Source organism: Streptomyces sp. NPDC003027, from assembly GCF_053591435.1.
Genome location: NZ_JBSFTU010000002.1, coordinates 60,553 through 75,126, shown reverse-complemented (window position 1 = coordinate 75,126; position 14,574 = coordinate 60,553). Strand labels below are relative to the sequence as shown.

General features: G+C 69.6%; 18 protein-coding genes. 10 read left to right on the top strand and 8 right to left on the bottom strand.

Going from position 1 to position 14,574, the window contains the following annotated elements; all coding sequences use genetic code 11:
• Nucleotides 1–101: 101 nt before the first annotated feature.
• Complete coding sequence (locus ACWDX6_RS02070; protein ID WP_451483016.1) at nt 102–1,457, bottom strand: APC family permease; 1,356 nt, start codon at nt 1,455–1,457, stop codon at nt 102–104.
• A gap of 178 nt (nt 1,458–1,635) precedes the next feature.
• Here ACWDX6_RS02070 and ACWDX6_RS02065 point away from each other — a divergent pair, with 178 nt between their 5' ends.
• Both ACWDX6_RS02065 and ppgK read left to right on the top strand, forming a co-directional pair.
• Nucleotides 1,636–2,640, top strand: coding sequence for a 4-hydroxy-3-methylbut-2-enyl diphosphate reductase (locus ACWDX6_RS02065; RefSeq protein WP_451483015.1), 1,005 nt, complete (start codon nt 1,636–1,638; stop codon nt 2,638–2,640).
• A gap of 37 nt (nt 2,641–2,677) precedes the next feature.
• Complete coding sequence (gene ppgK, locus ACWDX6_RS02060) at nt 2,678–3,421, top strand: polyphosphate--glucose phosphotransferase (RefSeq protein WP_451483014.1); 744 nt, start codon at nt 2,678–2,680, stop codon at nt 3,419–3,421.
• Nucleotides 3,422–3,538: 117 nt separating this feature from the next.
• Here the strand turns inward: ppgK and ACWDX6_RS02055 are convergent, their stop codons facing one another.
• A complete protein-coding gene (locus ACWDX6_RS02055; protein ID WP_451483013.1) occupies nt 3,539–4,171 on the bottom strand; it encodes a DUF6542 domain-containing protein in 633 nt (210 codons plus the stop codon).
• A 194-nt stretch (nt 4,172–4,365) separates the two neighbouring features.
• Between ACWDX6_RS02055 and ychF the strand changes: the two genes are divergently transcribed.
• Complete coding sequence (gene ychF, locus ACWDX6_RS02050) at nt 4,366–5,454, top strand: redox-regulated ATPase YchF (protein ID WP_451483012.1); 1,089 nt, start codon at nt 4,366–4,368, stop codon at nt 5,452–5,454.
• A gap of 453 nt (nt 5,455–5,907) precedes the next feature.
• Here the strand turns inward: ychF and ACWDX6_RS02045 are convergent, their stop codons facing one another.
• The 3 genes from ACWDX6_RS02045 to ACWDX6_RS02035 form a co-directional block, all read right to left on the bottom strand.
• Nucleotides 5,908–6,804, bottom strand: coding sequence for a hypothetical protein (locus tag ACWDX6_RS02045; protein WP_451483011.1), 897 nt, complete (start codon nt 6,802–6,804; stop codon nt 5,908–5,910).
• A gap of 107 nt (nt 6,805–6,911) precedes the next feature.
• Nucleotides 6,912–7,175 (bottom strand): type II toxin-antitoxin system RelE family toxin, encoded by a 264-nt coding sequence (locus ACWDX6_RS02040; RefSeq protein ID WP_451483010.1) that lies wholly within the window; start codon nt 7,173–7,175, stop codon nt 6,912–6,914.
• Complete coding sequence (locus ACWDX6_RS02035) at nt 7,168–7,437, bottom strand: type II toxin-antitoxin system Phd/YefM family antitoxin (RefSeq protein ID WP_451483009.1); 270 nt, start codon at nt 7,435–7,437, stop codon at nt 7,168–7,170. The genes ACWDX6_RS02040 and ACWDX6_RS02035 overlap by 8 nt, the downstream gene beginning before the upstream one ends.
• Before the next feature lie 391 nt (nt 7,438–7,828).
• Between ACWDX6_RS02035 and ACWDX6_RS02030 the strand changes: the two genes are divergently transcribed.
• Nucleotides 7,829–8,113, top strand: coding sequence for a type II toxin-antitoxin system Phd/YefM family antitoxin (locus tag ACWDX6_RS02030; protein WP_356575293.1), 285 nt, complete (start codon nt 7,829–7,831; stop codon nt 8,111–8,113).
• On the top strand, nt 8,110–8,364 hold the full coding sequence (locus ACWDX6_RS02025; RefSeq protein ID WP_451483008.1) for a Txe/YoeB family addiction module toxin: 255 nt from the start codon (nt 8,110–8,112) through the stop codon (nt 8,362–8,364). Before ACWDX6_RS02030 ends, ACWDX6_RS02025 begins: the two co-directional genes overlap by 4 nt.
• Here the strand turns inward: ACWDX6_RS02025 and ACWDX6_RS02020 are convergent.
• Both ACWDX6_RS02020 and ACWDX6_RS02015 read right to left on the bottom strand, forming a co-directional pair.
• Nucleotides 8,336–8,545, bottom strand: coding sequence for a hypothetical protein (locus tag ACWDX6_RS02020; protein WP_451483007.1), 210 nt, complete (start codon nt 8,543–8,545; stop codon nt 8,336–8,338). The two genes, ACWDX6_RS02025 and ACWDX6_RS02020, sit on opposite strands and share 29 nt — an antisense overlap.
• A gap of 121 nt (nt 8,546–8,666) precedes the next feature.
• Nucleotides 8,667–9,092, bottom strand: coding sequence for an ester cyclase (locus tag ACWDX6_RS02015; protein ID WP_451483006.1), 426 nt, complete (start codon nt 9,090–9,092; stop codon nt 8,667–8,669).
• Nucleotides 9,093–9,221: 129 nt separating this feature from the next.
• Between ACWDX6_RS02015 and ACWDX6_RS02010 the strand changes: the two genes are divergently transcribed.
• Nucleotides 9,222–9,704: a cupin domain-containing protein gene (locus tag ACWDX6_RS02010; RefSeq protein ID WP_451483005.1), complete on the top strand. Its 483-nt coding sequence runs from the start codon at nt 9,222–9,224 to the stop codon at nt 9,702–9,704.
• Here ACWDX6_RS02010 and ACWDX6_RS02005 read toward each other — a convergent pair.
• Nucleotides 9,689–10,819 (bottom strand): threonine synthase, encoded by a 1,131-nt coding sequence (locus tag ACWDX6_RS02005; RefSeq protein ID WP_451483004.1) that lies wholly within the window; start codon nt 10,817–10,819, stop codon nt 9,689–9,691. The genes ACWDX6_RS02010 and ACWDX6_RS02005 overlap by 16 nt on opposite strands.
• A 204-nt stretch (nt 10,820–11,023) precedes the next feature.
• Here ACWDX6_RS02005 and ACWDX6_RS02000 point away from each other — a divergent pair, with 204 nt between their 5' ends.
• The 4 genes from ACWDX6_RS02000 (at nt 11,024) to ACWDX6_RS01985 (ending at nt 14,557) form a co-directional block, all read left to right on the top strand.
• Nucleotides 11,024–12,598 (top strand): S8 family peptidase, encoded by a 1,575-nt coding sequence (locus ACWDX6_RS02000; RefSeq protein WP_451483003.1) that lies wholly within the window; start codon nt 11,024–11,026, stop codon nt 12,596–12,598.
• A 227-nt stretch (nt 12,599–12,825) separates the two neighbouring features.
• The gene (locus ACWDX6_RS01995) at nt 12,826–13,578 is read left to right on the top strand and encodes a GntR family transcriptional regulator (protein ID WP_403288264.1); all 753 of its coding nucleotides are present in this window, start codon (nt 12,826–12,828) and stop codon (nt 13,576–13,578) included.
• Nucleotides 13,579–13,921: 343 nt separating this feature from the next.
• A complete protein-coding gene (locus ACWDX6_RS01990; RefSeq protein ID WP_451483002.1) occupies nt 13,922–14,101 on the top strand; it encodes an SPOR domain-containing protein in 180 nt (59 codons plus the stop codon).
• Between the two features lie 24 nt (nt 14,102–14,125).
• Entirely contained in the window at nt 14,126–14,557 is a 432-nt protein-coding gene (locus ACWDX6_RS01985; RefSeq protein WP_451483001.1) for a (deoxy)nucleoside triphosphate pyrophosphohydrolase, read from the top strand.
• Nucleotides 14,558–14,574: the final 17 nt, after the last annotated feature.

Below are 14,574 nucleotides of genomic sequence, written 5' to 3'. Positions count from 1 at the left end.
GCCCGCCTCTCGCGCCAGCGCGCCCGCCAGCCCGCCGTTCGCGCGGTGGCCGGCAGCCGCCCGGCACCCGCCCGGTCTCGCTCACCGCCCCCGGCGCCGGGTCAGGTCCGCGGTGACGTGCCCTGTACGGCGAGGACCACCAGGCCGACCCCCAGCCACACCGAGCCCACCAGCTGCGCCGACGTCGCCGCCTCCACGATCACCGCGAGGAGAATCACCGCCCCCGCCACCGGGGCCACCACGTGCCGCCACCACTGCGGCGGCCCCTCCATCCTCCGTACCGCGAACCACCCCACCACGCTCGCGTGCAGCAGCACGAACGCCGTCAGCGCCCCGATGTCGACCACCGACACCAGATGGTCGAGCCCGTCGTCCCGCCGCGCCGCCCACACCGCGGCCACCATCGTCACGGTCGCGGCGACCAGCAGCGCCACCCTCGGCACGCCCGAGTCCGTCCGCGCGAGCGCGTGCGGCAGCCGCCGCTCCCGGCCCATCGCGAACAGCAGCCGCCCGCCCGCGGCCTGGCCGGCCAGCGCCGCGAACGCCGCCCCGATCGCCTTGGAGGCCGCCACCAGGTCGTGCAGCCAGCCGCCGACCGACGATTCCACGGCGTCGTAGAAGGCCGAACCCTGCTTCGCGGGATCGGCCGCCAGCTCCGCCGACGACATGGGCTCCAGCAGCGCCACCAGATACGTCTGCGCGACGAACAGCACTCCGGCCAGCGCCAGACAGAACAGCACCGCCCGCGCCACCTTCGCCGAGCCGCCGGTGACCTCCTCCGCGAAGGAGGCGATCGCGTCGAAACCGAGGTACGAGAGCACGGCCACCGACACCGCGCCCAACACGGCGGCGAGCGAGAACGACACGTCACCGGCGAACGGCGACCACCAGTCGCGCCGCGCCCCGTCCCGTACGAGAACGGTCACGGCCGACACGACGAAGACCAGCAGCACCACGATCTCCATCGCCAGCACGGCGAAGCCGACCCGCGCCGCCGCGCGGACGCCCCAGAGGTTCAGCAGGGTCGTGATCACCACGGCGATCCCGGTCCACACCCACCGGTCGATCTCCGGAACCAGCGCCTCCATGGCGATCCCCGCGAAGAGGTAGGCCACGGCGGGGATGAGGAGGTAGTCGAGCATCGCCATCCACCCGGCGATGAAGCCAGGCCCCTCGCCCAGGCCCTTGCGGGCGTAGGTGAAGACGGAACCCGCCTGGGGGGCGACCCGGACCATCTGGGCGTAGCTGTACGCGGTGAACGCCATGGCGATCGTGGCGACGACGTACACGAGGGCGACGGCGCCGTGCGACTTCGCGTCGAGGGTGCCGAAGACGCCGACGGGCGCCATGGGCGCGATGAAGAGCAACCCGTAGACGACGAGGTCGCGGAAGCCGAGGGTCCGCCGCAGCCCGGTGTGGTCGGAGACCTGCGGCTCCTGCTGTGATTCCTGCGCCATGGGGCCAGTCTCGGCCACGCAGTCGATCATCCCCCTGACCGACGCGGCCTTACGGACATCCACGCGCGCGTGCCGCATGGAGGCGCCTCCACGCGCGCGTGCGGGGACGGGTATCGGTGGGACCCGACGGGTGGCTCGGCGAGTGGCACGAGCAGGCGCCTCATGGCGCGGCCTTACGATGGGACGCATGACTGCTACGCCCGCGACCAACCGCCCGAAGCGTGTCCTGCTCGCCGCTCCCCGTGGCTACTGCGCGGGCGTCGACCGTGCCGTGATCGCCGTGGAGAAGGCCCTGGAGCAGTACGGGTCGCCGATCTACGTACGCCACGAAATCGTCCACAACAAGTACGTCGTACAGACCCTGGAGCGGAAGGGCGCGATCTTCGTCGACCAGGCGACCGAGGTCCCCCCGGGCAACATCGTGATGTTCTCCGCGCACGGCGTGGCCCCCACCGTCCACGAGGAGGCCCGGCAGGGCCGGCTCGCGACCATCGACGCGACCTGCCCGCTGGTCACCAAGGTGCACAAGGAGGCCGTCCGGTACGCCGAGGCCGACTTCGACATCCTGCTGATCGGCCACGAGGGCCACGAGGAGGTCATCGGCACCTCCGGCGAGGCCCCGGACCACATCCAGCTGGTCGACGGCCCCGAGGACGTGGCCAAGGTCGAGGTGCGCGACCCCTCCAAGGTCGTCTGGCTCTCCCAGACCACCCTCTCGGTCGACGAGACGATGGAGACGGTGGACGCGCTGCAGGACAAGTTCCCGCAGCTGATCTCGCCGCCCTCCAGCGACATCTGCTACGCCACCCAGAACCGGCAGACCGCCATCAAGGAGCTCGCCGGACAGGCCGAGCTGGTGATCGTGGTCGGCTCGAAGAACTCCTCGAACTCCATCCGCATGGTCGAGGTCGCCAAGCAGGCCGGTGTGCCGGCGGCGTACCTCGTCGACTTCGCGAGCGAGATCGACGAGGCATGGCTGGAGGGCGTCGCGACGGTCGGCCTCTCGTCGGGCGCCTCGGTCCCGGACGTGCTGGTCGAGGAGGTTCTGGCCTGGCTCTCCGAACGCGGCTACGCCGACGTGGAGGTCGTCAAGACGGCCGACGAGTCCCTGACCTTCTCCCTCCCCAAGGAACTGCGCAACAAGGACCTGCGGGCGGAGGCGGCGGCTCTCCTGGAGGAGTGACCGCGCCGGGGCGGCGTTTCCCCCTACCGTGGAGTCCATGAACGTCTTCGGAGTGGACATCGGCGGTTCGGGGATCAAGGGCGCTCCCGTGGATCTGGAGCGAGGCGATCTGACCGAGCCGCGCCACAAAGTACTGACACCCCAGCCCGCCACGCCCGACGATGTGGCGGGCTGCGTCGCGGAGGTGGTGGAGAACTTCGGCTGGTCGGGCCCGGTGGGCGTCACCTTTCCCGGAGTCGTGACCGGCTCCACGATCCGTACGGCCGCCAATGTCGACAAGGCATGGGTCGGCGTCGACGCGGGCAGACTGATCGGCGAACGCCTGGGCGGCCTCCCGGTGACGGTCCTGAACGACGCCGACGCGGCCGGGGTCGCGGAGATGACCTTCGGCGCGGGCCAGGGCCGCAAGGGCACGGTGATCCTGCTGACGCTGGGTACGGGCATCGGCTCGGCGCTCTTCGTCGACGGGCGGCTGGTGCCGAACACGGAGCTCGGCCACCTGGAGCTGAAGGGCCACGACGCGGAGAAGCGCGCCTCGACGAAGGCGAAGGAGGACGAGGACCTCAGCTGGGAGCACTGGGCGACGCGGCGCCTCCAGAAGTACCTGGAGCATGTGGAGATGCTGTTCTCGCCGGAGCTGTTCATCATCGGCGGGGGAGTGAGCCGCAAGGCGGACAAGTTCCTGCCGCTGATCGAGGGCATCAGGGCGGAGATCGTCCCCGCGGGTCTGCAGAACAACGCGGGAATCGTCGGCGCGGCGATGGCGGCGGCGACCCGCTAGGCCCTCGCCACTGGTCAGGCTGTCCGGGCTGTCGGGGACCGCCGGCTTTCCGGGTTTACGGCCCCGGGTGCGGGCTACGGCATCCGCGGCCACCATCGAGCGGGCGGGCGCGTCCGGTTACGACGCCGGGCGGCGCCCGCCTTGCGGGGCCGCTGCCGCGGCACGGGCGGCGGCGACGCGCTGTCGGCGGCCCATGTCCCGTACCTTCCGGACGCTGCTGATCAGTCCGGCGACCAGCGTGCCGCCGTACAGCCACCCGGCGTGGACGGCGAGGGCGGTGACGACGGCCATGGCCTGGCCGCCGAAGCCGCCCGAGCCGCCGGAGATGGGGACCACGCCGACGGCGAAGGCGATGGGCACGCTGATGGGGGCGGTGACGAGGTCGGCGGTACGGACCCAGAGCGCGGTCAGGGCGCTGACCGGCAGGAACAGCAGGCCGTAGACCAGGGGCGACCCGTCGAGGAGCAGCCGGTCGAGGAAACCGAGGACCAGCATGGCGGCGCAGGCGAAGAGTCCGGCGCCGAGGCCGGTCAGCCGGGGGTTCGGCATCCGCCGCAGGGCGAGCACGACGGGTGGCACGGGCCTGCCGCGGACCGGCCCGCCGGCCCGCTCGACCCGGCCGCGGCCGGGTCGCCCCGTACGGGCGGCGACGCGGTAGACGGCGGCGCCTTCGACGAGGGCGCCGGGCGGCGTGAGGGGGGTCTGCGGCCGCGGGCGCCCTTGAGGCTGACTTGTCCTGTGCTGCTCCACTCCACCAACGTAGGTCGGGTAGGGGCGGGTCACCGCCACGGGACACGCCCTTTGGGTGACCTTGCGGTGGAGTTCGACCGAGAGTCGACGGGGAACGTACGTCGCTGGCTGGTTCGCCACGCCCGTAAACTGGGGGATCGGCCCATCATCCGTACCGCCCACACCGCCTCCACACCGCTAGGGAAGTCGTCAACGTGTCGCTCACGATCGGAATCGTCGGTCTGCCGAATGTCGGCAAGTCGACCCTGTTCAACGCCCTGACCAAGAACGACGTGCTGGCGGCCAACTACCCGTTCGCCACGATCGAGCCGAACGTCGGTGTCGTCGGCGTCCCGGACGCCCGCCTCACCAAGCTGGCCGAGATCTTCAACTCGCAGCGCGTCCTCCCCGCGACGGTCGACTTCGTCGACATCGCCGGCATCGTGCGCGGCGCGAGCGAGGGCGAGGGCCTGGGCAACAAGTTCCTGGCGAACATCCGTGAGTCGGACGCGATCTGCCAGGTCATCCGCGCCTTCAAGGACGAGAACGTCGTGCACGTCGACGGCAAGGTCTCGCCGAAGGACGACATCGAGACGATCAACACCGAGCTGATCCTCGCCGACCTCCAGACGATCGAGAAGGTCCTGCCGCGCCTGGCCAAGGAGGCGCGCATCAGGAAGGACGTGGCCCCGAAGGTGGCGGCGGTCGAGGCGGCGAAGGAGATCCTGGAGAAGGGCGACACCCTCTTCTCGCACGGCATCGTCCAGGGTTCGGAGAAGGCGGAGCTGCTGCACGACCTGCACCTTCTGACCACCAAGCCCTTCCTCTACGTCTTCAACGTCGACGAGGACGAGCTGACCGACGACGCCTTCAAGGACGAGCAGCGGGCGCTGGTGGCCCCCGCCGAGGCGATCTTCCTCAACGCCAAGCTGGAGCAGGACCTCGCCGAGCTGGACGATGAGGACGCCATGGAGCTCCTCCAGTCCGTCGGCGCCGAGGAGCCGGGCCTGGCGACCCTGGCCCGCGTCGGCTTCGACACCCTGGGCCTTCAGACCTACCTGACGGCCGGCCCGAAGGAATCCCGCGCCTGGACGATCAAGAAGGGCGCGACGGCCCCCGAGGCGGCCGGCGTGATCCACACGGACTTCCAGAAGGGCTTCATCAAGGCGGAGGTCATCTCCTTCGCGGACCTCGTCGAAACGGGCTCGGTCGCCGAGGCCCGCGCGGCGGGCAAGGCGCGCATGGAGGGCAAGGAGTACGTGATGCAGGACGGCGACGTGGTGGAGTTCCGCTTCAACGTCTGAGCGGATGAAATAACACCACGTCGCTGACGTGGCAAACGTGCAGGTCAGAAGGGGTCGGGCTCTATCGAGTCCGGCCCCTTCGTCGTCACCGTGCTGGATGGGTGCTGGATATTCTGACGCGGTGGCAGCGGTGCCCCGGGCCGCACTAAGAGGTGTTGGCCACGTCGGGCGGGGTCAGCCCCTACTCGGTAGACCGTTCGAGCATCGGCTCGAAGGCGGACCCCTCCTCGTCTGGAATGTGCGGGAGGTATCCGTCAGGGACGGTGCGGGCGGCGGCGGCGAGTAGGCGGTCCAGGACTTCCTGGTCGGTGGCCGGGGGGAGCCGAAGTGCGGCGAGGAGGCGGTCGCGGACGGTGGGGTGGTCCGGGTGGTCGTCGAGGTAGTCGGAGTTGAGTGCAGGAGGACGGAAGCCGGCCAGGGCGTCGTGCCAGGATGGGAGGACGATGGCGAGGGTCAGGGCCTCGGCGAGAGACTCGGCGATGAGTGAGGCCCGGCCCTCGGAGTCGGTATAGAGGACGGGGCGGGGGCCGTCGGGGACGGCCGGGTCGCAGAGGTAGTGGGTGCCGCCCGCGTTGCATCGGCGACGGGTTCCACCGAGAGGCCGTTGGGCAGGGTGATGGACTCGATCGGGTCGGTGCGGGCGAGGTCGAACTCGCCGTCGCAAGCCAGGTAGGAGGCTACTTCGGGTTGCGCGGCGATCCTGCGGAGCAGTGCGTTGTCCGAGAGGACGGCCGGGTTGAGGGCCCCGGCGATCGCTGGGGTGAGGGGATGTCCGGCCAGGACATGGCGGATGGCGTCGATGGGGACGGGGCGCTCGTAGTAGTCCTCGAAGTGGGCCTGGACAGCCTCGGGGGACCGGTCGGTGAGGAGGTGGAAGAGGAAGCCGGAGCCGTCCGGGTCCTCGCTGTCAGTGGGGAAGGCGATGGTCGAGCCGGTGCGCCAGACGGTGTCGCCGGTCTCCCGCCACAGGCAGGCGGTGACCCGAGGGGCGTCGATGCCCTCATCGCGGAAGGCGGGCTCGTCCAGGAGCGGGCGGAGTGCGGCGGGCACGTCATCGATGACACCGGGCCAGACCTGCTCGTCCTCCGTCCCGTACGGACTCATCCGCGACTCGTGGTCGAAGCCGCGTATGAGCACGCCGGCCGGGGTGAAGAGGACGGAGAAGTCGTCCCCCGAGCCGTTCTCCATCAGGGCCGCCTCCGCGCCGGGGCCCCAGGCGGCGTCGAAGGTGTACTGGCAGAACCGCGGATCGCCAGCGATCCCGGTGTCCAGGACGGCCAGTGCGCGCACATGGGCACGGAGTTGGGCCGGGTCGGGGAGAAGGGTGGCGATCTCGTACACGGTGCTCATGGCGCTATGGAAGCAGCCGCCACTGACAGTCCGGCGCGGCCGGCCCGGACAGTGCTGCCGCTGCCTCCTGCGGCTTCCGGCCGGCCGCACGTGTTCCTGGCGCAGTGTCAGGTGTCGTACATGGTGGAGCGATGCCCGACGTGCACGACCCACACCACCAGCTCGCCGTTGTCGATCGTGTAGACGACGCGATAGTCGCCCAGTCGTAGGCGGCGGCGCTCGGGCTGGGACACGAGTGCGGTGGTGTTGAAGCCGACTGGGTCACTTTCCAACTCGGTCAGCCTGGCCAGGATGCGGAGCGCTATGTCGCGAGGGATCTTACGAAGCTCCGCCTGCGCCTCGGGTCGGAAGACGGTTCGGTACTCACTCACCGCGCGCCAGCGTCTCCCGCATGATGTCCTCGATCGGGATACCAGATGCCGGGTTGGCCATGCGCTCGTCGATGATCCGGTTGATTTCGCGCTCTTCCCATTCCTGGTACCTGCGCAGCACCTCGATGGACACCACGGCTGCGACTTCCTTGCCTCGGCGTGTGATCACAGTGGGCACGTCGTCGCGGTCCGCGCGCTCCACGACCTCGGCCAGGTGAGCGCGAACGTCACGGATGGACTCTCTGGGCAGTGGCTCTGGCATGCGCTCAAGAGTACCGAGTGCCTCATGTGTACACAACGCGCACCGGGAAGCCGGACGGGCTTCGCTCGCTACGGTTGCGTGTGCTGCATGTGTTGGAGGGATTCGCACCGTGCTGGATCTGGGCCGGACGAGATGGCCGGAAATCACGTTTTCGCAGGTCGCAGCTCTGCGCCGAACGTTCTGCTTCCCTGTGTGAGCGGCTGGTTACTAGGAGCTAGGCGCTTCGTCAAGTTCGCAGTTGCAGGGGGTTGGCTTCTCGAGGAGTCGACCACCTGTTATTTCCCGTGCTGGGACGGCGCTGGGATTCCTGATCCTTCGTCAGGTAGTTACTCCGCTCGGGAGCGCTGATAGTGGTACGTTATTCGGTACCACTATCGGGAAAGGGTAGGTCATGTCCATAACTGCGAGCGAAGCCCGCAAGGCGCTCTTTCCGCTGATCAAGAAGGTCAACGACAACCACGAGGCCATCGAGATCGTCTCCAAGCACGGCAATGCGGTGCTCGTCTCGGCCGAGGACTATGCGGCGCTACGCGAAGGCTCGTACCTCCTGCGCTCTCCGGCGAACGCTCGCCGGTTGCTCAAGGCGTACGAGAACGCGCTGGCCAACATCAACGTGTCCGAGCGGGAGCTGATTGACCCCGACTCGCCGGATGCGGCACGTGAGGGTGCCGCGTGAGGCTCGTCTCCGAGGATCAGGGCTGGGAGGACTACACGTCCTGGCTTAAGAACGACCGCAAGATGCTCGCTCGGATCAACAAGCTTATCGAGGACGTCAAGCGTGACCCCTTCACGGGGATCGGTAAGCCCGAGCCGCTGAAGTACCACTTGCCCGGAGCATGGTCGCGACGGATCGACGACGAGCACCGCCTCGTCTACCTGGTCACGGACAAGGAAATCGTCATTCTTGCGGCTCGCTATCACTACTGATCTCCAGGTCGCGCCAGAGGCCGGGACGCCGCCTTGTAATGTGCGGATTCCAGGACCGGCTGGCGGAAGATGTCCAGCCCGCGTCGATGAAGGTGTCGCAGATTTCACGGAGCGCGGTCAGGTTGCTGGGCACTTGAAGGATGCCGCGGTGATCGGCGATGAGTCGTTCGACGAAGCGCACGCAGATGGCGATGCCGAGCGGGCCACCGGTGTAGCCGCTGGAGGTTCTCTCCCGGGGCGCCCGAGCCCGCCCACGGTGGCATGAAGGCAAGGGACGTCCTTCCGAAGGCCCGCGAAATGCCTCAGGCCTCAGGGAGCAGGTCCAGCTGGCCCAGCATTTCCAGCTGGTCGAAGTAGATCCGGTAGCTCACGATGCGGCCGTCCTTGACCGTGGCCAGGTCGACGCCGCGCATGGTCACGTTCCTGTCCGTCGGCGGCAGGGTCTCGCCCGTGGGGAGTGGTATCGGGCCCGTGTTCCGGCCGCTGAAGATGCCCTCGTCGATCGCCGTGTCGCCGATCTCGTACGAGTGCACCGGCGTGTACGTCGCCTCCGGGATGGAGCCCGTCATCGTGCGCCAGTACTCGACGATGGCCTCGCGGCCCCGTAGCTCGCCGGCGTCCGGGGTGATCGCCACGGCGTCCTCGGCGAAGAGGTCGGCGAGGGTGTCGAGGTCCGCGGTGGTGATCGCTTCGGTGAGGCGGTCCATGACCGCGCGTGCCTCTCCCATGATCCACCTCCTGGTACGGATCCGGGTGGTGCCTCCGCCCTCATTTTCCCACCTCTCTGCCGTGACCGTGCGGCGGCGGCTCGGCAATCCTGGGATCTTGAGGGCACAGCGATGACGAACGGAGCAGCCATGTCGTATCCCGAGCCCCGCTACCACGGTGAGAAGGGCGAGGTCAGCGCCTCCTTCCGCCGCGCCGACGCCCCCGCGGAGCTCACCGTCGGCAACGGCACGCAGACCCACTATCTGGCCACCACCGCCTCCACCGGTGGTGAGTTCGGCCTCTACCGCGTCGACATGACGCCCAAGGCGGGCGGTCCCGGTACGCATTTCCACAAGACGATCTCCGAGAGCTTCTTCATCCTCGACGGGACCGTCCGCCTCTACGACGGTGCCCGGTGGGTCGACGCGAAGAAGGGGGACTTCCTGTACGTGCCCACCGGCGGGCTGCACGCCTTCCGCAACGAATCCGACGACCCCGCGTCGTTCCTGATCCTCTTCGCGCCGGGCGCGCCGCGTGAGGAGTACTTCGAGAAGGTGGGGACGGTCGCGCGGATGTCGGACGAGGAGCGGACGGAGTTCTTCGTCAAGCACGACACCTACTGGACGGACTGAGGGGTGGCGCCCGCGAGTCCCGTCTTCGCCCCCGCGCCGCACAGCGGTACGACGCACCGGCCCCGCTGCGGCGCCGCCCGCACGGCCGCCCAGCAGGCCACGCCCGTCGGTTCGACGAAGAGTCCACGTCGCGCCAGGTCCCCCTGGGCGGCCCGGATCTGATCGTCCGTCACGGTCAGGAAGGTGCCGCCCGACGCGCGGACCGCCCGCAGGATCTGACGGGCGCGGGGCGGGTGCGGGATCGCGATCCCCTCGGCGAGGGTGGGGCGTACCGCCGCCGGCGCGGACAGCTCCTCCTCGCCCGCGTGGAAGGCCGCGGCGAGCGGGGAGACCGCCTCGGCCTGTACGGCGACGAGCGCCGGGCGGCGGTCGACGAGTCCGTGACCGTACAGCTCGTCCACCGCGAGGGCGGCCCCCAGGAGGAGGGTGCCGTTGCCGACCGGGACGACGAGCGTGTCCGGCAGTCGGCCGCCGAGGTCCTCCCAGAGCTCGTACACGTACGTCTTCGTGCCGTGCAGGAAGTGCGGGTTGTAGACGTGCGAGGCGTAGAACGCGCCCGGTGCGTCGGCGGCGGCGCGGGCCGCCCGCGCCGTGGCCTCGCGGTCGCCCGCCACCACCGTCGGACGGGCTCCGTGCGCCCGGATCTGCTCCAGCTTCTTGGGGGACGTGCCCTCCGGTACGTACACGGCGCAGTCGAGGCCCGCCCGCGCGCAGTACGCGGCGATCGCCGTCCCCGCGTTGCCGCTGCTGTCGGCGAGCACATGGCTGAGGCCGCCCCCCTGGTGGAGGCGGAAGGCGAGTTCGGCGAGCATCACCGCGCCCCGGTCCTTGAAGGACAGTGTCGGCATGAGGAAGTCGAGTTTGGCTGAAACGGTGTCAGTGAGCGGTACGAGCGGTGTGCGGCCCTCGCCGAGGGTGACGGTGGGCGCGTGCGTCGCCAGCGGCAACGCCTCCTCGTAACGCCACAAGGAATTCACGCGTGACGTGAGGGACGCATGTGACACCGGCCCGCTCGTGAACTCGAGATCCCAGGGGCCGCGGCACCGGGGACAACACCAGGTGAGGGCGTCCGCGGGGGCGTGAACCTGGCACCGGGGGCACACGTAGGCCGTCATGAGCGCCAGGATGTCAGGCGTATGGCGTATCTGTGACAGGGCCGCCCGGAGGCCTTGTGTGATTCCTATGGATCCGTCAATCTTTCGCTCGGCAGCCGGATGCTCGAAACGGTGAGGACACCTCACGGTGGCCTTGTACGCCCGCTTTGACATGCGCATGCCTTCCCCCACAGCAGCGCACCACCAATGAGGAGGATCCCTCACATGTCAGTGATGCGTGATTCGCGGCGCAGACTCGCCGCGGCCAGCGCCATAGCCGTCGCCGCCCTGGCCCTCGGCACCGCCTCCACCCTCCCGGCCACCGCGGCCGAGGCCGCCCCGGAAGGTGTCATCCAGAACGCCGGAGCCCCCGGAACGGTCGCGGGCAGCTACATCGTCACCCTCGACGAGTCCGCCCGGGCCGAGTCGGCCGAGGGTCGCGCGGTCGCGGCCGAGTACGGCGCGAAGATCAAGAAGACGTACACCGCGGCGCTCAACGGCTACTCCGTCGAGCTCTCCGAGGCACAGGCCAAGAAGCTCGCCGCCGACCCAGCGGTCGAGTCGGTCGTGCAGAACCGCGTCTTCAAGGTCAACGCCACCCAGCCCTCCCCGCCGTCCTGGGGTCTGGACCGGATCGACCAGCGGGCCCTTCCGCTGAACCAGAGCTACACCTACCCGGACAGCGCCGGCCAGGGTGTGACGGCGTACATCATCGACACCGGTGTACGGATCTCCCACAGCGACTTCGGCGGCCGCGCCGCCGACGGCTACGACGCCATCGACAACGACAACGTCGCCCAGGACGGCCACGGCCACGGCACGCATGTCGCCGGCACCGTCGCCGGATCCGCCCACGGCGTCGCCAAGAAGGCCAAGATCGTCGGCGTCCGCGTCCTCAACAACCAGGGTTCCGGCACGACCGCGCAGGTCGTCGCCGGCATCGACTGGGTGACCCGCAACGCCGTGAAGCCGGCCGTCGCCAACATGAGCCTCGGCGGCGGCGTCGACTCCGCCCTCGACACGGCCGTGCGCAACTCGATCGCCTCCGGCGTCACGTACGCCGTCGCCGCGGGCAACGACAACTCCAACGCCTCCAACTACTCGCCCGCGCGGGTCTCCGAGGCCATCACGGTCGGGTCGACGACCAACACCGACGCCCGCTCCAGCTTCTCGAACTACGGCAGCGTCCTGGACATCTTCGCGCCCGGCTCGTCCATCAAGTCGGCCTGGAACACCAGCGACACCGCCACCAACACCATCTCCGGTACGTCGATGGCGACGCCGCACGTCGCCGGCGCGGCCGCGGTCTACCTCGCGGGCAACCCGACCGCGACCCCGGCCCAGGTGTCGACGGCGCTGACCAGCGCCGCCACGTCCAACGTGGTGACGAGCCCGGGCACCGGTTCGCCGAACAAGCTGCTGTACATCGGTGACGGCGGCACCACCCCGCCGCCCGGTGGCAGGTTCGAGAACACGACGGACTACGCCATCGCCGACAACGCGACCGTCGAGTCCCCGGTCACCGTCAGCGGCGTCTCGGGCAACGCCCCCTCCGCCCTGCAGGTGCCTGTGAACATCGTGCACACCTACATCGGTGACCTCCAGGTCCAGCTGATCGCGCCCGACGGTACGGCGTACACGCTGAAGGCGTACGGCTCCGGCGGCAGCGCGGACAACATCAACACCACGTACACGGTCAACGCCTCCTCTGAGGTCGCGAACGGCACGTGGAAGCTGCGGGTCAGCGACAACGCGAACTACGACACCGGGAAGATCGACTCCTGGGCGCTCCAGTTCTGAGTCGTCGCCCGTGAGCGGTGCGGATGAGTGAGGGGGCGGTCGTCGGCGGACGACCGCCCCCTCGACGTGTTCCCCGCCGCTGCGCGCTTCGGCGCAGGCGGCCATACCCGCGGTAACGCTCTCCTAAAAATAAGTCATCACTTCGAGTGAAACTTTGGCCCATGGTTGCGGGTGTGCACCGACGGTTGTCAGGCTGTAGCTGTCCGTCAACCTGAGGGGAGTGTCCAGTGACGTTCGGTGAGCAGCCCGCCTATCTCCGCGTGGCGAGCGATCTCCGGGAGAAGATCGCCAACGGCTCGCTGCCGCCGCACACCCGGCTGCCCTCGCAGGCGCGGATCCGCGAGGAGTACGGCGTCTCGGACACCGTCGCCCTGGAGGCCCGCAAGGTCCTGATGGCCGAAGGCCTGGTCGAGGGCCGGTCCGGCTCGGGGACGTACGTACGGGAGAGGCCGGTGCCGCGCCGGATCGCCCGCTCCGGGTACCGGCCGCCGTCCGGCGCCAGCCCCTTCCGGCAGGAGCAGGCCGATGACGGCGCGCGCGGCACCTGGGAGTCCACGAGCGAGCAGGAGCAGGTGAGCGCGGCCGTGGCCGCCCGGCTCGGCATCGCGCCGGGGGAGCGCGTGATGCGCACCCGGTACGTCTACCGGGACGCGGGGGAGCCGATGATGCTCTCCACCTCCTGGGAGCCGCTCTCGGTCACCGGTCGGACGCCCGTGATGCTGCCCGAGGAGGGTCCGCTGGGCGGTTGCGGGGTCGTGGAGCGGATGGCGGCCATCGACGTGGTGGTCGACAACGTGGTCGAGGAGGTCGGCGCCCGCCCGGGCCTCGCGGAGGAGCTGCTGGCGCTCGGCGGAGTACCCGGCCATGTGGTGATGGTGGTCGAGCGGACGTACTACGCCTCGGGGCGGGCCGTGGAGACCGCCGATGTGGTCGTTCCGGCCGACCGCTACCGGATCGCGTACCACCTGCCCGTACGGTGACCTGACGGACAGACGGACAGACGGACAGACGGACAGACGGACAGACGGACAGACGGACAGACGGACAGACGGGCGTACGCGTCCGAGCCGCGTGATGCCACGTGACGGCGCCTCAACTTCCCTCGTCCTCGCCTTCATCCCCCCTCCCCGCGTCCCCCTCCCCGCGTCCCCGCTCCCCGGGGCGTGACCTTCGGCCTCCCTTCGTCGGTTCCCGGCCGGATTCGTCTCTCTTTGTGAAAATCCATATCCGCTGTGTAAAGGTCAGGCGTAGGCTCGGGCATATGCGGATTGCGGTTTCCTGGAGATCCTCAGAGACGCCCGGACCGGCGGAGGGAGAAGCCCGATGACCGACAGTGGCCCTGTCCTTTCCTGGCTTGTCATACGCCAGGACGACAACGGCAACCGCTATCGCGTCGGCCGGTACGCGACCAAGGACGAGGCTCAGAAGATCGCCGACAGCCTCGACGCCAGCGGGCACAAGCAGCTCTACTGGGTGGAGCGCATCGGTCAGCCCGCCGTCTGAGCCCCGCGGGTTACGCTCCCGCCCATGACAGATCGCAGCGCCGACCAGGTGGTCGTGGTCGCCGGAGCCGTGTACCACCGGGGGCGCCTGCTGGCCGCGCGCCGCAGCGCCCCCGCCGAGCTCGCGGGCCGCTGGGAGTTGCCCGGCGGCAAGGTCGAGCCGGGGGAGAGCCCCGAGGCCGCCCTCGTCCGTGAGCTGCGCGAGGAGCTCGGCATCGAGACGGAGCCCGGTGAGCGCGTCCCCGGCGAGTGGCCGCTGAAGCCCGGCTATGTGCTTCAGGTCTGGACCGTGCGTCTGCTCTCCGGCGAACCTCGCCCGCTGGAGGACCACGACGAGCTGCGCTGGCTGGCCCGCCATGAGCTGGCCTCCGTCGACTGGCTCGACCAGGACCGGCCCGCCGTCGCCGAGGCCGGGCTGCGGCTGCCGGCCGTCCCGGCGGACGGAGTGCGCGGCTGAGCTGTACGCCGTTCGTG